Source organism: Wolbachia endosymbiont (group A) of Acrocera orbiculus (genome assembly GCF_947250015.1).
GTDB lineage: Bacteria > Pseudomonadota > Alphaproteobacteria > Rickettsiales > Anaplasmataceae > Wolbachia > Wolbachia pipientis.
In genome coordinates, this window is the sequence record NZ_OX366272.1 from 367,696 (window position 1) to 389,079 (window position 21,384).

At 34.5% G+C, this 21,384-nt stretch carries 12 protein-coding genes and 2 pseudogenes; 10 read left to right on the top strand and 4 right to left on the bottom strand.

The window, feature by feature from the left end:
• Nucleotides 1–627 precede the first annotated feature (627 nt).
• Nucleotides 628–1,720, bottom strand: a pseudogene (locus OOL03_RS07135) (IS3 family transposase).
• Between the two features lie 741 nt (nt 1,721–2,461).
• On the opposite strand from OOL03_RS07135, the gene OOL03_RS01885 reads away from it, so the two are divergent.
• From OOL03_RS01885 to OOL03_RS01895, 3 genes and pseudogenes are all read left to right on the top strand, one after another.
• A complete protein-coding gene (locus OOL03_RS01885; protein ID WP_264707108.1) occupies nt 2,462–2,635 on the top strand; it encodes a hypothetical protein in 174 nt (57 codons plus the stop codon).
• A 316-nt stretch (nt 2,636–2,951) separates the two neighbouring features.
• Nucleotides 2,952–4,427 carry a group II intron reverse transcriptase/maturase gene (gene ltrA / locus OOL03_RS01890; protein ID WP_264707109.1) on the top strand — a complete coding sequence of 492 codons (1,476 nt, stop codon included), beginning with the start codon at nt 2,952–2,954 and terminating at the stop codon, nt 4,425–4,427.
• A gap of 145 nt (nt 4,428–4,572) precedes the next feature.
• Nucleotides 4,573–5,515, top strand: a pseudogene (locus OOL03_RS01895) (Rpn family recombination-promoting nuclease/putative transposase).
• Between the two features lie 3 nt (nt 5,516–5,518).
• Here the strand turns inward: OOL03_RS01895 and OOL03_RS01900 are convergent.
• Nucleotides 5,519–9,787 carry an ankyrin repeat domain-containing protein gene (locus tag OOL03_RS01900; protein WP_264707499.1) on the bottom strand — a complete coding sequence of 1,423 codons (4,269 nt, stop codon included), beginning with the start codon at nt 9,785–9,787 and terminating at the stop codon, nt 5,519–5,521.
• Nucleotides 9,788–10,532: 745 nt separating this feature from the next.
• Here OOL03_RS01900 and OOL03_RS01905 point away from each other — a divergent pair.
• From OOL03_RS01905 to OOL03_RS01925, 5 genes are all read left to right on the top strand, one after another.
• On the top strand, nt 10,533–13,172 hold the full coding sequence (locus tag OOL03_RS01905; RefSeq protein ID WP_264707500.1) for a lipase family protein: 2,640 nt from the start codon (nt 10,533–10,535) through the stop codon (nt 13,170–13,172).
• Nucleotides 13,173–13,592: 420 nt separating this feature from the next.
• Nucleotides 13,593–14,753 (top strand): ankyrin repeat domain-containing protein, encoded by a 1,161-nt coding sequence (locus OOL03_RS01910; protein ID WP_264707501.1) that lies wholly within the window; start codon nt 13,593–13,595, stop codon nt 14,751–14,753.
• A gap of 145 nt (nt 14,754–14,898) precedes the next feature.
• Complete coding sequence (locus OOL03_RS01915; protein WP_264707502.1) at nt 14,899–16,182, top strand: hypothetical protein; 1,284 nt, start codon at nt 14,899–14,901, stop codon at nt 16,180–16,182.
• A gap of 422 nt (nt 16,183–16,604) precedes the next feature.
• Nucleotides 16,605–18,434: a group II intron reverse transcriptase/maturase gene (gene ltrA, locus OOL03_RS01920; RefSeq protein ID WP_264707089.1), complete on the top strand. Its 1,830-nt coding sequence runs from the start codon at nt 16,605–16,607 to the stop codon at nt 18,432–18,434.
• Nucleotides 18,421–18,588: a BRCT domain-containing protein gene (locus OOL03_RS01925; protein ID WP_264707503.1), complete on the top strand. Its 168-nt coding sequence runs from the start codon at nt 18,421–18,423 to the stop codon at nt 18,586–18,588. The genes ltrA (OOL03_RS01920) and OOL03_RS01925 overlap by 14 nt, the downstream gene beginning before the upstream one ends.
• Nucleotides 18,589–18,724: 136 nt before the next feature.
• Here the strand turns inward: OOL03_RS01925 and OOL03_RS01930 are convergent, their stop codons facing one another.
• Both OOL03_RS01930 and OOL03_RS01935 read right to left on the bottom strand, forming a co-directional pair.
• Entirely contained in the window at nt 18,725–18,988 is a 264-nt protein-coding gene (locus OOL03_RS01930; protein WP_255498674.1) for a JAB domain-containing protein, read from the bottom strand.
• Nucleotides 18,928–19,401, bottom strand: a complete 474-nt coding sequence (locus OOL03_RS01935; protein ID WP_007549019.1) for a JAB domain-containing protein — start codon at nt 19,399–19,401, stop codon at nt 18,928–18,930. Before OOL03_RS01935 ends, OOL03_RS01930 begins: the two co-directional genes overlap by 61 nt.
• A 463-nt stretch (nt 19,402–19,864) precedes the next feature.
• Between OOL03_RS01935 and OOL03_RS01940 the strand changes: the two genes are divergently transcribed.
• Both OOL03_RS01940 and OOL03_RS01945 read left to right on the top strand, forming a co-directional pair.
• A complete protein-coding gene (locus tag OOL03_RS01940) occupies nt 19,865–20,809 on the top strand; it encodes an Rpn family recombination-promoting nuclease/putative transposase (protein WP_264707504.1) in 945 nt (314 codons plus the stop codon).
• A 20-nt stretch (nt 20,810–20,829) separates the two neighbouring features.
• Entirely contained in the window at nt 20,830–21,375 is a 546-nt protein-coding gene (locus OOL03_RS01945) for a pyrimidine dimer DNA glycosylase/endonuclease V (RefSeq protein ID WP_007549769.1), read from the top strand.
• Nucleotides 21,376–21,384 lie beyond the last annotated feature (9 nt).

The window sequence follows — 21,384 nt, forward strand, 5'->3', positions numbered from 1 at the left end:
TCTCTTAGCATAGATCCCTTACTTAACCATCATACCGCGATTCTTTCGCAGTATCTCAAAGCATAGATCCCGCTAACACGTAGCGGGATGACGATTGTCGTTTAGCCATAAACATTAAGAAATTTACCAAATAAAAAAAAAGGCAAAAGAAGCCCTGGGGTTATTATCCGCTTTAAAATATTGGCGTTTTTTATGTTTTAAACGCTTGACAAGCGAAATTCAGCTGCTTTTAATTGCAACTAACCTACGCTGCAAATGTTTAAGAAATTTACTAAGCAGAAAAAAAGACAAAGAATCCCCGAGTTAGCTAGTCTTTTACTATCTCTGTCGAGTATTGGCATTTTTTGATGTCTTGTAACGCTTTATAAGCGCGTTTCGGCTTATATAGGTAAAAACCCAGAAATTTTTAAAGACATGCGATGCACGTAGTGCGAAAAATTAAACATGAGACGCCAAATACCCTAAGTTTGACTCGCGACATAATGTTGAACATTTTTTTTGCATTTCCAGAGCAAGTTCTTGAAACCTAAACATTATATGTACATCATCATGATCAATTCTAATGCATCTAACTAATGCTATGATGACCTTACCCAGAAAAAGTGGAGAGAAAGTTTGGAATGTTTTTTACAAAAAGAATGATGCATCAAATTGTTCTGGAATGCAACAGTTAATAGTGACGTTGTTTGTTATAAAAAATTTCTATATATTCAAATATAGCAGTTTTGATATGCTGTTTAGAGTGCCGAGAGGTGTCTATTGGTAACTCCCTTTTTAGAGAACTGAAGAAGCTTTCCACAACAGAATTGTCGTAACAACAACCTTTATGACTCATCTATGTTTTTTATGGATAAGAGATATTGATACCCTTGCGCAGTATATTGTGAACCTTGATCACTATGTAATAGTAGATTTTTGGCAGGTTTACGCTTGTTAACGGCCATTAATAAAGAGTTCATAACCAATTGTTTATTTATTGCACTACTCATTAACTACCATACGTGAGAATTATTGCTGCCAAATATAGCCATCCCTCCTTGGTTTTGATGTAAGTAATCCCATACTTTATTTGGTTGATCAACAATAAAGTTTTGATCTAGTATATTGGGAGCTACAGCTCTATTATCTGTTTGTTGTTTTTTAATTTTAAACTTTCTTTTCAGTATAGCCCTGATGTCATTTTTCTGCATAATACTTTGCACTGTTTTTAAGTTGCAACTTTTACCCAAAGCCTTTAATTCAGCATGAATTTTAGGAGCTCCATATCTACATTTAGAAGCTTGATATATTTTTTGAATATCTGCTAATAACTCTTTATTTGCTGATTCTCTACTGCTTATTTTCCTTGTAGTCCACTTATAGTCGCCACTAGCAGAAAACCCTACATAATTCCTGCACTTTATAGTGTTTACTATGCTCTTTTATGAAAAAATATTTTACTCTTTTTGACTGGCCAGGGCTTTTTTTAAAATGTCTCTTTCTCTTGTTACTTTTGCTAACTCTTTCTGTAAATCAAATCTCTCTTTGTCATAAGGTGCTACATCTGGAAATGCATTTGCCGCTGACTTTTTTCGTTATATTTCTTCATCCATTTTCCTAATACACTATCCCTTATTCCTAGATCTCTTGCTACTTTTGCAACTGGTTGACCTACCTTTCTTTGTTCATTTGCCAGCTTAACAGCTTCCAATTTGAATTCTGCCGTATATTCTCTTGCCATTTCTAATCCTCCAAAATTTTATTTTACCCAAAAAAACTCTTTTCTTTCTCTCCACTTTTTCTGGGTAAGGTCACTATTTCTTTTTTACGATCTTTACTTTTATTCTTATTGTTCATATAATATACCCTTCACTAATAATAAATTATTTTTAAATGTTTACTGTTATTTTCTTAGCAGTATTGGCATAAAGCCATAGCTTTTGGGTGAAGTCAAATCAAATTTTCAATTTTTTTTTGTTTATTTTTTTATGAAAAGGTAGAAGATATTAATAGCTGCTAATTTCTTTAAACGATGTTGTCGTAGATTCGTATTTTTATACACCAAAAAGGGTATCTTTGATGTCTCCTACAGCTACAAACTCATAGCATCCATTTACCGGCCTTTTAAGGCGCTTTATAGAAGGGTTGATAAAAGATGTACAAAAGGACGTCTAAGGTGCGTAGTAGCATTCTAAAGCCATCTATGGGAGACATTTTTTTCATCAACGCATTCAAAACTTAAAAAAATAAAAAACTTGAACATTTCTTCAGAATTGTGTATAATTATTAATGCTTTTTAGGTTGATTTCTTATGACTTTTTCTAAGTTTCTTGATCCCAAAAATGATGTATCGTTTGTGCGACGTGAAAAGTCGCTTATTAAATTGTTTAGCAGGTCACCCTGACTAAACCGAGTGTTTTGCCGCTCGTACCCTACTAGACTGTACAAAAGCAGTAATGCTTTGTGCAAAGCGTTTAGGACAATGAACCCGCCTGAAAAGGAGAAGTTCGGTCTGCGAAGAAAGAACAATGCTATAAGTGTCGAGTTGGCACGGGGGCTAGGGTTAATGGTATGGATAGCGCAAGCAAATGATCCTAAGCATCGTTACGTCGAACAAGCCAAAGACACTGATAGGCTTGAACCAAAAGGTAAGTAGACTGGTTATCAAACTGAACGCATTTGATACGCAAACATCAAGGTCACCGGTGTAGAGATCAATCCTAACCCGTTGTTGTTTAATAGGTGGAACACGGAAACCCCATATATCTCTGGGTACCAATATTGGATATTCAGTAAGGTCGATCGTGAGAAAGGCTTATGGGTATGTGGGATTGGGAGTGTGGAAAAAGTGAACGCTCATCTGTAATGGATGTGATACAGGTTTAACGTTACCTGGCTCGAAAGAGAACTGACGTCCACAATGGTCATCTTGGACAAGATTGTTTGTAAAACTTTTAAAGAGAGGAAAGCAGATGGTTACAGGTAAAATTGTAAGTGCACCTTTCGGTACTGCCGAGCACTGGAACCAAATTAATTGGTCTCAATGTAAGAAAAAAACCAGGAAGCTACAAGCTCGTATTGTTCAGGCAACAAAAGATGGGAGATGGAATAAAGTGAAAACTTTACAACATCTTCTCACACGTAGTTTTAGTGCTAAAGCATTAGCAGTGAAACGCGTAACTTCGAACAAAGGAAAATACACGGCTGGTGTTGATAATCAGTTGTGGCAAAGTCCTTCAGCTAAATCTCAAGGAATTGCTAGCCTAAAGCGACGTGGATATCGCTCTCAACCTATGAGACGCATTTATCTAATCAAGCCTGAGGGCGGCAAGCGGCCGATTAGTATTCCAACTATAAAAGATCGTGCGATACAAGCCTTATACCTTATGGGCTTGGACCCTGTTGCAGAAACAATAGGAGACACTCACTCATATGGATTCAGGGTGCATCGTTCAGCAGCAGATGCAGTAAGTCAAATTTTCATAACATTGGCAAGACGTGATGCTCCGCAATGGATTTTAGAGGGGGATATTAAGAAGTGTTTCGATGAAATAGACCACCACTGGTTGAAAAACTCAATTCCAATGGAAAAGAGTATCCTAAATAAATGGTTAAGGTCTGGATTCGTAGAAAGACGAATGCTACATCCCACAATAGCAGGAACTCCACAAGGTGGAATTATATCTCCTGTACTTGCTAATTTAACTCTCGACGGTCTTGATGATGTTTTCAATAAACATTTCGGAAAAAAGGGAACCAAAAAACGCAAGAAATATGGTGTACACATGATCCGCTATGCGGATGATTTTATAGTAACTGGAAAATCGAAAGAAATTCTAGAGACTAAAGTCAAACGGCTTGTAGAGGATTTCCTGAGCCAAAGAGGGCTATCTTTATCGGCAGGAAAGACAAAGATCACACACATAGAACAGGGATTCGATTTTCTCGGTCAGACAGTACGCAAGTACAAAACAAAACTAATCATCAAACCTTCAGAAAAAAGTGTAAACAGACTTCTGAAGCGCATCCGGTACCTAATTCGCAAGAAGAACGCAGAAACCCAAGAAAAAGTAATTGATATGCTTACACCTCAAATTCGAGGATGGGCCAATTACCATCGAGGAATATGTGCGAGAAAAGCTTACGAAAAAGTGGACCATGAGATCTTCAAAGCCTTATGGCACTGGTCAAAACGCAGACATCCTAATAAAGGATTACGTTGGATTAAAGGTAAATACTTTAAAGTCAAGGAGTCTCGAAAATGGTGTTTTGCAGTACTGGCTAAGAATAAAAACATAATTGAATGGAAAGAACTCTTCCAAGCGACAAGTGTACCAATTCGCCGCCATAAGAAAATTAGAGCAGTAGCTAACCCCTATGATAAAGAGTGGTATGCTTACTTTAAAGAACGTCAATCAAAAAAACTCTTCTCTTTGCAAAAATGGTAAGGTATGATTAATGTTAGTTCTAAGAAGGAATTTGATATGTCCAAATATTCGATAAAAACTGTTGCCGGTTCTAAAGAAAAGGACTTAAGGTGGCTCGAGCCGTATGAAGGGAAACTTTCACGTACGGTTCCTAGAGGAGGGTTCGATGGGTAAATATCCTAGTCCATTGAACTCTTACTCTTTCAAGCGTATCTTCGGTACTGAAAAAAATAAAGATATCCTTATTCACTTCCTCAATGATATTCTTGGCTTTACTGGTAAAAATGAAATAAAGGATATAGAGTTTTTAAGTACTATTCAAGACCCTGATATCGCCGCTAAAAAGCAAAGTATTGTTGATGTTCTCTGTAGAGATTCTACAGGTGCTCAATACATTTGCGAGATGCAGGTCGCTAAAACAAAAGGATTTGAAAAACGTGCCCAATACTATGCTGCTAAAGCTTACTCAAGGCAAGCTGATAAAGGTGACCAGTATCATAACCTTAAGGAAATTATCTTCATTGCTATAGCAGATTGTGTACTGTTTCCTAATAAATCTGAGTACAAATCAAAGCATACTATTCGAGATGAAGACACTAATGAGCATGATCTAAAAGATTTCTATTTTATATTTATTGAGTTGCCTAAATTTCCAAAGAATAAGGAAGATCAGTTGGAAAATATAGTTGAAAAATGGGTTTATTTTTTTCGATATGCAGACGAAACTAGTGAAGAAGAGCTGGAAAAAATAATAGGTAGTGATGTAATAATTAAAAAGGCCTATGAAGAGCTAAATAGATTTAACTGGTCAGAAAAAGAATTTATTGCCTATGAACAGGAAATAAAACGTATTCTTGATGAACAGGCTGTCCTCGCTCAAAAACTTGATGATGCTAGAGAGGAAGGTAAAGAAGGAAGGTAGAGAGGAAGGCATCCTAATTGGACATGAAAAAGGCAGAGAGGAAGGTATTCAAATTGGCGAAGAAAAGGGCGAAAAACAGGCTAAAATAGCAGTGGCTAAAAATTCACTTAAGGCCGGTGTCTCTATTGATGTTATCGCTGAAATTACCGGCCTTTCGATAGATGAAATTCAAAAGTTAAGGAATTAAATTTCATGTAATTGAAGCCTGAGCTTGAGCCAAATTGTGAGGAGTAGAAACATCATTAAAACTACTCTTAGGCTGAGGGTTTTCTTGTTGTTCTTTTAAGAGCCGCAATATCTTCCCACCAGCTTTAATAGCAATCTCAATAGTCGTATTTTCATCTTTACCATCTGGAGAGTAATTCAAACTTGGTTTAAAACCATACTCAGTTTTTGATTCCAGTAATTCTTCTATCTCTTTGAGTAATGCATCTACCTTATTTTCATCTTTTTCTTCTGCCGATTTTTTTACCTTCTGAAACAGATTAGCATCTTGAGCAAATTTTTGACGAATTTTTTCTTTATTTTTTCCATTTTCAAGAGATCCAATTTGTATATAACCAACATTAATATTTGGATCAGCAAGCAGAAGGTCAACTATCTTAGAATAGCCAAATTCTAGCGCTAACGCCAAAGAGGTAAAACCTTCCTCAGTCTTAGCATTAACATTAGCATCCTTATCAAGAAGAAGTCCAGCTATATCCTTATTACCACCTTCTGCTGCAAAATGTAATGGTGTTTTACCTTTACTAGTAGCATTAACAATTGCCCCTTTATTTATGCAAGATCGAATTTTTTCTACTTGATTTTCCTTTATATGATCAAATAATTGTTTTGTTAAGTTTAAAATATTTTCAACAATAGGGTGGTTTTTCGCTAATTCTAGTGGTATCTTACCATCGTTATCCTTGGAATTAATATCAGCACCTTTATTCAATAAAGCCTTAACAACCTCCTCGTGACCATGGTATGCTGCCACATGTAAAGGAGTAACACTACCACTCGCAGTAACATTAACATTAGCTTCTCTCTTCAGAAGAAGGTCAACTACATCCTTATGACCATTTTTTGCTGCTAGATGTAAAGGAGTAATACCTTTCTTACTCATATCATTAACATCAGCTCCACACTGCAGAAAAGAGTCAACTATATTCTTAAGACCATTTTCTGCTGCCACATGTAAAAAAGTAAAGCCTTCTTCATCCCTAGCATCAACCCCAATTCCAGGCAGCAGAAGAAGGTCAACTACATCAAATTTTTGCCCAATCTTTCTTCGATTTTTAGCAGACTGTTTAAATATATGACCATAGGTCTGCAGTAATTTTTCAAATCTACCTGTAATATCTATAGCTTCATCCCTAAGCTTTTCAAATTCAGAATAGCTCAACTGCTCCTGAGAAAGATTTTCGACTTTCTTTCTACAATCTTCTAGCTTATGGACCAATTTATTAAAATGGATCTTTAAAGGTGCTCTCTCTGATAAACATTCTTGCGATCGTGCAACTAAATCAACCCTCTCTTTACTTGGAAAAAGGGATAAAAGACTCGCTTTCACTTCCTCTTGTTTAATTTTTTGCTCTTCTTGATTTATGTACTTCTTCAACTTCGCTACATTATTTTCCAACGCTTGGCAAATTTCATCAAGTCTTGAATCTAATTCCTCCTCTGAATAATCATCTACAAGTTCTTTTAATTGTTTCATTATGTTTTCCTCTATACTTCGTATAGGATTTTTGAATTTTTCCTGTAATAGTTGCAATCGATATTTTTTGTCTCTGCTCACTTGTTTTTTATCGGGCAACTCTAGAATATTTACAAATACCCCTTCTACAAGATTTTTTGCACCGTCCCTAATCTTTTTACATTGCATTAAACGCCGCTTCCCTGCAACAATAGCTGTTAATTCGTTTGTGATTTCTTCCTCAGGTAAACTTCTACCATTTTTATTATTAAACGCTGTATGTCTCTCTTTAACTTTGGGCTCAAATACACTCATAATCGCCATAGCGAATAGTTCCAGAACACAATATTCAACATAAATACCCTTAATCACATCATCTTTAAAACTCATAAATTCTCCTGGCTTCATGGATTTCATCAAATTATCAACCGCTTCGTCCTTTAATCCTCTGATTGTTTTGTCAAATGCTTTTCCCTCTTTTTTCAATTTCGTAACGCGCTCTTTCCCTTCTAACCGCAGAGGAGTCTGCTCTTTTAGATCCTTTGCATTAACATCTTCATCTATTAATTTCTTTGCTGTCTCCGTATGACCATCTTTAATAGCAGCTATCAACTCTTTTTCCACTTCTAACTGTTTCTTCACTTTTCTTCTTATACCCTCAACACTACGAGCATTGTCTGAAGGAGACTGTACTACAGTATTTGCCACGGCTCCTACACGGTGTCCTTTAGCTTCTAATGCATCCATGATCTCTTGAGCATATTCTTTTTCTCCTTTTTCTAGCAGTTTTATTACCTTACCTTTAGCTTGCTCCATGTTTCCGTTATCTATTAACATTAGTGCCCTAGCTTTCCATTTTTTAGGGTCAAATTTTTCCTTCTTGATATCCTTAGTATCTACTTTATTAACTTCTTTTCCTAGTGCTACTACTTTTAATAAATTACACTGTTTTTCACCCTCTATAATATAGGCATTACTAACAGTACGAGTAACTGCAACATATAGAGCATGTATATAAAATTTATACTTCTCAAAAGATCTATCTTTCTTATCCTTAGGTCTTGAAGTGTTAACATCCTTTTTATCATATGAATCACGAATTTTTTTAATAGTATCTTCAACCTTCTCCTCCTTATCTTCGTTTTGACGTGCTATATCCCACATATCACTGTAGGCTTTATGAGATGTAAACTTGTAAAGAATTACATTATCAAACTCCAAGCCCTTGGCTTCATGTATATTAAACACAAATGAAGGATCAAAACACTTACAAGCATCTTCTTTACTCTCATCATCCAGGACTAAAACAGCCCAATTTGTAGACTCAGATATTTTTTCTGCTATTTCTTGTTCATCACCCTTAGCAATAAAGCCGACATTACCTGGGTTTTCAGTATCACTCTCCATAAAAAAAGCTTTTTTTTCATCTTCTGTCATTTGATCTTCTGAAGCAAAATAATGATTCTTAAAGTGTAGTATACGGTTGGCTAATTCAATAACTTGCTTACTACTACGATAGTTCTTTTCAAGAATACAAACCTTTGGTTCCTTGTTATATTCATTCTGATAGAGAAAAGACTTTAACTTAGACAGAGAGAAAAAACTTGGATGTATCACTTGATTAACATCACCACATAATAAAAAATTACTCTTACTTTCATCTTTTAAGCTCTTCAATATCAGCTTTAATGTGCTTTCAGTCAAATCCTGCACTTCATCTACAACAACCACATCATAAACTTTATTAGACCGTATTTCTTCTTCAGTACACCTATGAGCGATAAGGTTAGGATCATAATATTCTCGATCTTCTTCTATAAACTTCCTATATTTTTCAAAAAAACCATAAATACGGCTCCTTTTGTCCCTAGGAAATATAGATTGTCTATCTCCTAGCTGTTCATATTTTTCTTTCTTTCCCAAGCATTTTCCAGCTATCACAGCTATAAATTCTTCAAATATTTTCTCTCCGTCTTTTGCATACTCCTTAAATTCTTTTTTCTTACATTTTTCGTTGAACCATGAAAAAAATGCATTTCTATTGATCGGCTTCTTTCCTTCTACATCTTCCTTTGTTACCCTTTCTATAAACTCATGAACAGATAAGAACTCAATTCGCTGTGAAACACCAGTCCTTAGTTTATTGGCAGCTCCATCATAGTATTCATATTCATATAATTCTTTTGATTTTTTTATAAGACTTTCAGACTGGGTAATATACAGAATTTTTCCTTCCTTGAATTCCTCTTCTATCTTCCTAAGCTTTTCCAAAGCCACCGATGTCTTTCCACTACCAGCAGATCCACTAACGATTAAAGGTAAACCTTCAGCATTTTCAACTATGTCTTCTTGCTTTGCACTAAAAGTGATAAATTTATCTAACCAACGAACTTGTGGAGCATCTCTAATCTTCACTTCACCCGTACTATCAGAAACTTCTTTATTGTTTTGATCTATTATTTTTATGTTTTTTATTTTTTCTTTATTTGTTAAGAATTTTGACTTGTCGTATTTATGGTTCAGAATTACTTCTAAAATAACAAAAGCATCTTCATTATTATACTTTATGCTCGTAAATAATAATCTGTCACTATCACTTAATTTAGCCCGAAAATATTTAACACCTCCATCACCACTTATTAACTTTATATCTCCCAGACTTGTATGCTCATTCTCCTTTAAATCTTTAATTATTGCATCGAATTTTTTCCTTAAAGGACTTCCACCATTATCTAAATCAAGTTCATCAAACTCATCACAATAGAATACAGGATACATACCTCATCACCTCAATTTATATCTATAAAAGTTAACCTAAGATATTACAAAACGTTGATTAAACTGCCAAGTAACCTCTAGTATACAATAATCCCCCTATTTTGTCAATACTTTAGCAGACCTTACTCAGCAAAAGTGATGGAGAAGTTAGAATATTTTCTACAAAAAGGACAATACTAACAAAAGAACTTTATTCTATTTAAAATATATAATGATCATAAATTTTTCTGTTATTTCTAAATAAATTACTATTAATTTAACAAAATATACTACTAAAAACTTAAGTAATGCAACCACTTTCAGCAACTTAAAATAACAAACGTGAGAAGTGTTCGTTTTGGAATCGGCCGGTCACCACTTGTTCTGTGCGAACTTTTCTATATAATAATTCTACTATACCGTAAAACCAGCTATATTAGCCTATTTTGCCACATTTATATACGAACTAATTCGCTTAGCTTTGTTGTAATAATTTTACGTTTTTGTTTTTGAAACACCCCTTTTACGTAAAAAACTCTCACAAATATACGTACTTTTTTTGTGTTTTGTGAAGAAAGTAAATAATTGAATTGCTGTTAACGCTAGTTACTGTAATATTCCTCCCAGAAACGCTCCTGAACAAATATTGCTTGTACCGTTGAAGACGAAAAGATTTATGGTTAATCTTATTAAATTGATAACTTATTTGACTAAATAATTGCATAGTGGTATACTAAGTTAATTAAACTTGTAGTAAGTAAGAAATATGCCAGGTGTTATTGATAATCAAAATTCTATTAGCGATGATTTTGTAAATATTAGCAATACTTCAATAAAAGAGGTCTTAATTGAAAAGCTCGGACCAATTAAGAGTGAATTAGAAGCTCGAGATGAACATGATCTCGACGCGCTTTTGAATCAAGACACTTCTAGTTTAATTAAAATATGGAAGAATATAGAGCGTTCTGAGAATAGTGAGTTAAATGATGCTTCTGACCTTGCCGATCTGATAACAGGACAAATTGCAGAATTTGATAAAGAAAAATTACTAGAAATGTGTACTCTCAGTAAAATTGCCTATGGTGATGGGGACAGGAAATTAAAGAAAGATGAATATGAAACTAAAAGGCAGTTTGAAGAAGCAGGTTATCAAATAATAAAATTTTATGACAATGAACTCATTCAAGATAAATATTGCTCGGATAGTGATTATAAATTAGAACAACATAATGTCGGCTATGCTTTGACGGGTAGCAATTCATACAATCGAGATGTTGGTTATGTTTTTATTAAAGACAAGGAAGTAACTATAGCTTATCATGGTACTCGCGATTTGAATGATTTGAAGGAAGATCTTCGTGCATCTTTGACTAAGTTATCATTTTTATCTGGAGATAATTATATCCACTCTGGTTTCTACTCTTTATTCAAACGCTCTTGGCCCAGCGTACACAAGATATTACAAGGGCATGCTAATGATAAAGGATTAGAAGGAATCAAAAGTTTAAAAATTAATGTTACAGGTCATAGCATGAGAGGTGCTCTTGCTACTATAGCTGCTTTATGTCTTGATAAAACAGAAGAAGCCAAAGACATTAATGTTGCAACTTTTGGCTCCCCAAGAGTTTTCTACAATGATGCTGCTGAAGTTTACAGTGAGTGTCTTGGAAAGAAGACTATTAGAGTAGCTTGTCAATCAGACCCAGTACCATGTCTGCCACACGGTAATGCTGGTGCGCATTATAAACATGTAGGTAAACCATTAAAACTAGAAACGGATAAAGTTCTAGATTATTTAGAGCCATACTATCATAAAATTGATACCTATTATAAACTTATTCGGGAAGTAAAGCAGGAAAATTTTAAATCAGACAGCAATGCATCTAGGTATTTTTATATTTCTTACGTGCTTAGTCCATTTTACCACTTAATAAATTGTCTACTTAACTTTACATGTATAGATGGCGAGAAATTCTTTGAAGAAGTCAGGAAAGAAAATAAGGATATTAAGCTTTCTGAAATACCGATTGAATATGCCCCAAAATTAGAAGAAAAATTGAAACAAGAAGAACAAGAGTGTGATGAGCTTAATGATAAAGTAGCTCAATTGACTCAAGACAAGAGTCAACTAAAAGAAACGCTAAAGAGTACACAACAAAGCTTGAATGAAAAAACTGAGGAACTTAACAGCAAGGATCAAGAGCTGAATGATGCGAACCAAAAGCTGGAAGAGTTTAAAAATACACAAGCTCAGTTTGCGCAGGAGAAGAAAAAGCTAAATCAAGGCTTGGATGCAAAAGCTAAAGAACTTAAGAGTACAGGAGCTCAGCTTGCAGAGAAGGAGGAAAAGATTAGCAAGCTAAATAATCAAGTAACTAAATTTACTGAAGAAAGCAGTAAGCTTAAAGAGCAATATAAGAACATAAAAGTTAACCTTGAAAACAGCAAGACAGGGCTGGATAATGCAAATGAAAATATTTTAAAATTAAAAGAAGATTTGGAACAAGCAAAACAAAAGATTGATGATGCAAATCAAAAGGTTTCACAATTACAAGCTCAGTTAGAACGAGAGCAAGAGAGTGCAAAGCAAGAATTGGCTAAAATAACTAGGGAATTTGAGAGCAAAGAAGCTAACCTTGAAAACAGCAAAAAAGAGCTGGATGATAAAAATAAAGCCTTGAATGCAGAAATTCAAACATTTAAGAGCACACAAACTCAGTTGGAACAGGAGCGGGATAGTGTAAAGCAAGAATTGGTTGGCAACACTAGTGAAGTAACTCAGCTCACTGAAGAAAACAACAAACTAAAGAATGAGCTAAAGCTGAAAAAGCCCAAAAATGAAAATAACGACCTGAAGACAAAGCTGCAGGAATCTGAAACCAAAAGTAAAGAACTAGAGAGTCAAGTTAAAAATCTACATGAACAACTTGAAAGCAAAAATAGGGTGGAAAGTCAAATCCAATGTTTGCAGGAACAACTTGAAGGTAAAAATAAAGAGCTGAATAGTACAAAGAAAAATGTTTCACAACTAAAGCATGAGACATTAAGTAAACAAGCAAGTATTGATTGTCTTACTAAAAAAGAAATTCAACTTTTATCAGAAAATAGTCGGCTCGCCAAAGAAAAAGATCTCAGCCTGGGTAATGAAAACAAAAAACTCTCAGCAGTAAATGCTCAAAGTAGAAAGCAAGTAATCTATGCTTCTGTTTCTTTTTTGTTATCTGTGGCATTTGCTGTTGGTGCAAGTTTAACAATGTTTCATTTAGCAATGTGTATTTCACTTGCTGTAGCTGCATTAACTTTTCTTGCAGTAGGATGTTACTGTTCGTATGAAGCAAATACAGCGCTTAGCAATGTTGAAATTGATCAAACAAACGGTATCGATCTTGCAGATGCTAAAAAATAGTTTTTAAGGTTTTAAATTATACTCCTCCCACCACTTGTACCGTTTGAACTTTCTTGTATAATAGTTTGACTATATCGCAAAACCAGCTATATTAGCCTACTTTTGCCACATTTAGGTACGAACTAATTTGCCCAACTTCGTTGCAACAATTTTACGCTTTTATTTTCACAACGCCGCTTTTATTTAAATTATTCTCACAAATATACTTACTTTTTTGCGTTTTTGGGGAAAGTCAATAATTAAAAATTTTGTGATGCTGAAGAAAGGCATGTTTCTATTGAATTGCACAAATATGCTCCTTCTACCGATCAAGCAGAGCAACTAAAACAATCGCTCGTAATTTTCAGGAAGACATATAAAATTCTTGACTTTTGTATCAGGCATATAATGATTAAAGCGGTTTTAAACTAAGGTAAAATTATGAATTTAAGTGAGTTGCAAGAGATATTAAGAGCAATAATACAAGATGGTGTAGATGAGAGTAATGTTATTGATAGAATAGAAAATCAGCTAAAAGAACAAGATTTTGACATAATATTTTCCGATATGGATGTAAAGACTACTTTACTGCATGTAGCTGCTTCCATGGATCGCTTAAGAATAGTTGAATATCTTGTAGGTAAAAAAAATGTTGCTATTGATTTACAAGACAAGGATGATCATACTCCCCTACACAGTGCTGTTCGCAAGAATAATTTCAGTATAGTTGAATATCTTATAAAAAATCATGCTGATCCTAATGCAAAGAACAATCACGGCTTTACTCCTTTGTACTTTGCTGCCATTAAGGGTTACTTAGACATAGTTAAATATCTTGTAAAAAACGGAGCTACTCTTGATCTACGAAGCAAGAAGGGTGATACTCCTTTATATGCTGCTGCTTTAAGTGGTCACTTAGATATAGTTGAATGTCTTGTAGAAAACGGAGCTCCTCTTAATCTACAAGACCCGATTGGTAGTATCACTTTATACTGTGCTGCTTCAAATGGTCACCTAAACATAGTTAAATATTTTATAGAAAAAGCTGATGTTGAGACAAAAAACAGTTATATCTACACTGCTTTCTATTTTGCTATTTCAGAAGGTTACTTAAACATAATTGAATATCTTGTAAAAAATGGAGCTGCTCTTAATGTGCAAGACTCGATTGGTAATACCCCTTTACACCATGCTGCTTTAAAGGGTCACCTAAACATAGTTAAATATTTTATAGAAAAAGCTGATATTGAGACAAAAAACAGTTATATCTACACTGCTTTCTATTTTGCTGTTCTAGGAGGTCACTTAAACATAGTTGAATATCTTGTAAAAAACGGAGCTGCTCTTAATGTGCAAGACTCGATTGGTAATACCCCTTTACACCATGCTGCTTTAAAGGGTCACCTAAACATAGTTAAATATTTTATAGAAAAAGCTGATATTGAGACAAAAAACAGTTATATCTACACTGCTTTCTATTTTGCTGTTCTAGGAGGTCACTTAAACATAGTTGAATATCTTGTAAAAAACGGAGCTGCTCTTAATGTGCAAGACTCGATTGGTAATACCCCTTTACACCATGCTGTTTTAAACAAGCACTGATTACAATGATCTCATCTCTTCACTTCTGGATAGTGGAGCTAGATCTGATATATGTGATAAACAAGGAAAGACCCCACTAGACATAGCAATTGATAATTGTAACTACTATGCTGAAGGTTATCTTTTAACTGAGGATCACAAAAGGTTGCAGCAAGAATTAGACTGTATTCTTGGTGGTGTTGACAAAGATAACCCTTCTTCTCTAAGTAAAGGTCTTACTGTATTAGAAAAGTTTTTGAATGAACGCAAGGGTACTCAAGACTTAAAGAGAGTTTTAAGCCTTCATAACAATAAAGGGAAGTTACGAATCTTTCAATATATCAGAAATGTTTTTCATAGTGATGAAACTTGTTGTAAAGAAGCAGAAAGATTGTTGCTGGCAGCAGGAATAAAAGATTTCAAAGGGTTAGATAGTGAAAAGCATCTGCTTAAATCTAGGACTCTATGGGATAATTTAATACTAGACCAGCAGGCAAAGTTAGAAGTGTTTTTAGATGAAGTAGGTAAAGCGCAAGACATGAATCAATTAGAACAAGTTGTAAACGAAGCTATAAAGTCTGGAATAAGGTTTAATTTTCCTCATCAAGGAAAGCTATATGGAAAGATGTATGAAGATAAGTATAACTTTATGGATTGTGTGATGAAAAGAATAAAAGAGATTAGTGAATTAGAAAAGAACTCCAAGGTTGCTAGTGATATAATATGTAAATTAGTATCAAAAGGAGCGGTGTGGTATGTTGTAGATAGTATGTATGTGCTCAATACACTGGAATTAGAATTTGAAGATCATGAAACTAATATGATAAAAGCTCATGGAAGTTGTGCAAATCTTACTCTCAAGTTTATGGAAGTTGTTAGAGGTGCAACTAATGGTAAGTTAAAAGATGCAAAAATGGACAACTCTACTTTCTACTTAGAGTATTCAGAGGATAGCATAATAGATGTCGCAAAGATAACAGATGGGGCAAGGAGCTTAGGGTTAACTCAAGGAAAAATAGAATACGGAAGAGATATAGTAAAGATCGGTAAAAGTGAGGTAGAAATTATAACGGAAAGTGGCATAAGGCATTACACTAATCTTGCAGACAATAGTAATATAGTGTTAACTTTCTCTACTAGTTTAGGAGAATTAGAAGTTAATTTGTACCCTGACAAGCAAGATAAAATAATAGTAGAAGTTAGTAACAAAAAGGAAATACTGGAAAAGTTCAAAAATTGTAAAGAAGAATTAGGTGAGAATTGCTCGCTTGGTGGATATTGGGTCTACGATGCTATTAAACAGGGATATTTTGAAAGGTCTGGAAAACTTTGTCAATCTTTTGAAACAATTAGTCTATCTAAAAAAGTCTCAGAAGGAGTCAAAGCAGCGGTAAAAGGTTTAAAGTGTGGTGATATAGTGAGGGTGCGATCCGATGTCATGAAATCATGATGGTTAAATTCCATCCACCATAACATCTGGTTGAAATCATAGTTCACATTTTAGGAAATTGGCAATTTTCTAGGGTGCAAGCATGAACTAAAAGGGAGTAATATTAAACCTTATAATAAATCCTCTCGAGAAGAGTTAGATATGGTTACGAAAGAAACTTATGTTTGAATTGTCGTCATTGCAAATATGCGAAAAAAAAGGTTGATACGCATAAACCAAAAGGTACAGAGAATGGATGATTAAAATGCTCACGTTTAATCAAGATGTTTCCGATCTCTCGGCAAAAAGTAAGAACCTAAATCCAACACGAAATGGTTTCATGGAACGGAGTAACCACATGGAAGCTCTTGTTAATCTTTATAAGAGTAACAAGCAGGTAGCCAACCGCAAGTCTCTGTGTGGAGGGATTGTTTAAGAAGCTAATGCCTAGGGTAATGTCTAGGATATGCAGACGTGGACACTGTAATTTGGAAGGTAAAGTTGTAAATAGTAGTGAATATGTTATGAGCCAACAAAATGTTAGGTATGAATGGAATGAAATTCCTTGGCGCAAGCTAGAGAAATTTTCGTTTAAGCTACAAAAACGAATTTACCGAGCTTCACAATGTAATGATATCAAAAAGATGCACAATCTTCAGAGATTATTACTCAAATCAACAAGTGCAAGAACGATAGCAGTTAGAAGGGTAACTCAGGACAACAGAGGGAAAAAAACTGCAGGTATTGATGGAAAAGCTAACCTTAGTCAAAAAGAAAGATTGCAATTGGCAAACTCCTTAGATATAAGGGAGAAAGCAAAGCCATCAAGACGCATTTGGATTTCAAAACCTGGAAAGAATGAGAAACGCCCATTGGGGATACCCACTATATCGTGTCGAGCAAAACAAACACTTGTAAAAATGGCTTTAGAACCTGAGTGGGAGGCAAAATTTGAGCCAAACACTTATGGTTTTAGACCTGGTAGATCATGTCATGACGCCATTGAAGCAATATTTCAAGCGTTGAGTCGAAAGACAGCATTCATCTTAGATGCTGATATATCTGGGTGCTTTGACAATATTAACCATAATAAACTACTTGAAAAGCTCAATACCACACCAACGTTAAAGAAAATATTAAGAGGATGGTTGAAAGCAGGTGTTATGGAAAATAGAATATATAAACCAACTGAAAGTGGTACTATCCAAGGAGGAACAATTTCTCCATTGCTCGCCTGTATCGCTCTAAATGGTTTAGAAAGCTATTTAAAAGAAACAATGGCAGATCAGATAAGAAGCTATAGAAAAGAAAAACTTGGTAGATCATGTAGAGAAAAGGCAAAAAGATCACTCAGCATAATTACTTATGCCGATGACTTTGTGGTATTTCATGAAAGTAAGCAAATTGTGCTTAAGGCAGAGATTTTAATTAAGGAATGGTTAAAAACCATTGGATTAGAATTAAAGTCATCAAAGACAAAAATTTCTCATTCATTGAATCCTCTAAAGGAAAAAAAACCAGGCTTTGATTTTCTTGGATTTACAATACGACAGCATACAGTAAAACAAGGTAAGAAAACATACAAGTTACTAATAAAACCGAGCCGCAACTCTATAAAACGATATACATTAACCGCTAAGTACAAACTTAAAGAAATGTGTGGAGCACCACAAGAAGCTATTATAAAAAACCTAAATCCACTTATTAGAGGATGGTGTCAATATTATACTTCAGTGATTTCAAGGAAAGTCTTCGAGTTACTAGATAGCGTTATGTTTAGAAAACTATGGAAATGGGCAGTACGTAAACATACAAATAAAGGCAAATACTGGATAAAGAGGAAATACTTTAAAAGGTATAAGAATGATAATTGGAGGTTTATGACAAGTAATGGAAAATATCTTATCAAACATGGAGACCATGCTATTAAGCGGCATATCAAAGTGAGAGGAGCAAAATCTCCATATGATGGAGACTGGATATATTGGAGCAGTCGTAGAGTACCAGATAAGTCACTAAGAGTGATAAAATTACTGAAGATGCAACAGGGTAAATGTAATTATTGTCAGCTATATTTTAGGTCAGAGGACATAATTGAAGTGCATCATCAAGACAAAAATAGGAACAATAATACCATAGGAAATTTGTCTTTATTGCACGGGCATTGCCATGATTATTTACATAGGAGTGTGTATGACAAACACCAAGTTAGAGAGAAGCCGGATGTGGTGAAAGTCACAAGTCCGGTTTCGAAGTCGAGTGGGGAGAGGTGACTTTCCTCACTTAGATAACTCTAGTGTGTCCAAAAATACGGATTTTGTGGTTATAGGTAAAGATCCAGGGTCAAAGTATCACAAAGCTTTGGAGCTAGGTGTTAAAATTTTAAGTGAGGAGGAATTTAATAAACTAATCATGAGAGAAAAATAAACGCTATTATTTCCTATACCTTCTTCATCACTGAAAGCCTCAAATCAACAAGTAGCAATTTTCTTTTCGTTAGATTGCAGCTCAACTGCGAGAAAAATGTACATAAAAAAGAGGCTTACAGCAGATGCCCAAAACTCTACAACAATCCGTTTTGTCGAAAACTAAAATAATCGTCGCCTGTAATGATAATATGATCAAGAAATTTGATACCTACACTATGACACGCTAAAGCTAAACTCTTAGTCATGGTTTTATCAGCTTCAGATGGTTTTTCACTTCCGCCGGGATGGTTATGTGAAATTACGATTGATGTTGTATTTTTTAATAATGCTTTTTTTATTATTTCCCTTGTATAGACAGGCGCCTGCCAGCAAATACTTCTTCCCCTATCAAATGGCACCCTTGATTCAAATACATTATTGTAATATTCTCCTTGTCTGAATAGCCGATGCTCACCCTTAAGTATTCTATAAGCTTATCTAGGTTATCTAGTATCGGCCCTTTTTTTAGCCCCTCCTTGAATACTCTAGTCAAAGTTTCCTTAACACAAAAAATCATTGAAACTGTAGAGTCTGTGACACCTTCTACACTTTTCAGCTCATCTATTTCGCGACCTAAAATCCTTCCTATTCCTGTACAAGTGGTTACTAGATTTTTAGCAATAGCTCGAGCCTGAGCCCTATCATGCACTGCACTTAGAAACGTTTCAATTATTTCATGATCTAGTAAAGCATTTCCTTTGCTTGCCAATATTCTGAACTCTATTTCTTTTTTACGTTTATTTTCTTCTTTACTTTTATTCTGATTATTCATATAATATACTCTTCACTAATAATAAATTTTTTTTAAATGTTTACTGTTATTTTCTTAGCAGTATTGGCATGAAGCCATAGCTTACGGGTGAAGTCAAATCAATTTTTCATTTTTTTTTGTTTATTTTTTTATGAAAAAGTAGAAGATATTAATAGCTGTTAATTTCTTTAAACGATGTCGTTGTAGATTCGTATTTTTATACACCAAAAAGCGTATCTTTGATGTCTCCTACAGCTCCAAATTCATGACATCCATCTCCTGGGCTTATAAGCTGCTTTACAGCAGGGTTGATAAAAGATGTACAAAAGGACGTCTAAGGTGCGTAGTAGCATTCTAAAGCCATCTATGGGAGACATTTTTTTCATCAACACATTCAAAACTTAAAAAATAAACTAAAAATAAAGAAGTTGAATATTCCTTCAGAATTGTGTATAATTATTAATGCTTTTTAGGTACTCTTGCTATGGCTCTTTCTAAGTTCCTTGACGTACGAAATGATGTCGCGTTCAAAAAAATATTTGGTACTGAAAAAAATAAGGATATACTTATTCACTTCCTCAATGACATCATTGGCTTCACTGGTAAAAACCAAATAAAGGATATAGAGTTTCTAAGTACTATTCAAGACCCTGATATTGCCGCTAAAAAGCAAAGTATTGTTGACGTTCTCTGTAGAGATGAAAATGGGGTGCAAGTGATCGTCGAGATGCAGGTCGCTAAAACTAAAGGATTTGAAAAACGTGCCCAATACTATGCTGCTAAAGCTTACTCAAGACAAGCTGATAAAGGTGACCAGTATCATAACCTTAAGGAAATTATCTTTATTGCTATAGCAGATTGTGTACTGTTTCCTAATAAATCTGAGTACAAATCAAAGCATACTATTCGAGATGAAGACACTAATGAGCATGATCTAAAAGATTTCTATTTTATATTTATTGAGTTGCCTAAATTTCCAAAGAATAAGGAAGATCAGTTGGAAAATATAGTTGAAAAATGGGTTTATTTTTTTCGATATGCAGACGAAACTAGTGAAGAAGAGCTGGAAAAAATAATAGGTAGTGATGTAATAATTAAAAAGGCCTATGAAGAGCTAAATAGATTTAACTGGTCAGAAAAAGAATTTATTGCCTATGAACAAGAGATAAAGCGTATTCTTGATGAACAGGCTGTCCTCGCTCAAAAACTTGATGATGCTACTGAAAAAGGTAGAGAAGAAGGTAAAGAAGAAGGCATCCAAATCGGACATGAAAAAGGCAGAGCCGAAGGTATTCAAATTGGCGCGGAGAAGGGTGAAAAACAAGCTAAGATAACAGTTGCAAAGAATCTACTAAAAGCAGGTGTTTCTATTGATATTATAGCTCAAACTACTGGTCTTACAGTTGATGAAGTTAAAGACTTAAGCTGATTCTATCTTTTGACACCTAGATGAACATCTTTGTACTAGATGAAAACCCAGTAATTGCAGCACAAATGTTGTGTGATAAGCATATAGTAAAAATGCCATTAGAAACTGCTCAGTTATTAAGTAATGTTTTTTCAATAGCATTAAAAGCGCCAAATCCTTTTGTCAGTACCACAGATCAGAATATAGCAGTTCCATATAAACTCACTCACAGCAATCATCCTTGTTCTTTGTGGGCTAGGCAATCGAAAGGGAACTTTTGTTGGTTGATAGAGTACGGAAAAGAATTATGTAAAGAGTACACTTGGCGATACAAAAGAAAGCATAAATCAGAAGAAGTAATAGATTGGTGTGATAGTAATAAGGATTTACTCATTTTTCGATCAACTGATATGCAAGCTTTTATACAAGCACTGCCCGATCGGTATAAATGTACTAATCCTGTAAAAGCTTATAGGGAGTATTACCTACAGGAAAAGATGAGATTCGCTAAGTGGGAAAATGGAAGAGAAGCACCAGGTTGGATAGTAGGAAATCCTGCTACACATTTTTTCCACATCTTTTCTTGATAAGGACAC

What these genes read in the sequence shown, in the direction of transcription:
- OOL03_RS01885 (WP_264707108.1), top strand. Translation starts at nt 2,462, where the DNA reads ATGAACCCGCCTGAAAAGGAGAAGTTCGGTCTGCGAAGAAAGAACAAT.
- ltrA (WP_264707109.1), top strand. Translation starts at nt 2,952, where the DNA reads ATGGTTACAGGTAAAATTGTAAGTGCACCTTTCGGTACTGCCGAGCAC.
- OOL03_RS01900 (WP_264707499.1), bottom strand. Translation starts at nt 9,787, where the DNA reads ATGTATCCTGTATTCTATTGTGATGAGTTTGATGAACTTGATTTAGAT.
- OOL03_RS01905 (WP_264707500.1), top strand. Translation starts at nt 10,533, where the DNA reads ATGCCAGGTGTTATTGATAATCAAAATTCTATTAGCGATGATTTTGTA.
- OOL03_RS01910 (WP_264707501.1), top strand. Translation starts at nt 13,593, where the DNA reads ATGAATTTAAGTGAGTTGCAAGAGATATTAAGAGCAATAATACAAGAT.
- ltrA (WP_264707089.1), top strand. Translation starts at nt 16,605, where the DNA reads ATGCCTAGGGTAATGTCTAGGATATGCAGACGTGGACACTGTAATTTG.
- OOL03_RS01935 (WP_007549019.1), bottom strand. Translation starts at nt 19,401, where the DNA reads ATGAATAATCAGAATAAAAGTAAAGAAGAAAATAAACGTAAAAAAGAA.
- OOL03_RS01940 (WP_264707504.1), top strand. Translation starts at nt 19,865, where the DNA reads ATGGCTCTTTCTAAGTTCCTTGACGTACGAAATGATGTCGCGTTCAAA.
- OOL03_RS01945 (WP_007549769.1), top strand. Translation starts at nt 20,830, where the DNA reads ATGAACATCTTTGTACTAGATGAAAACCCAGTAATTGCAGCACAAATG.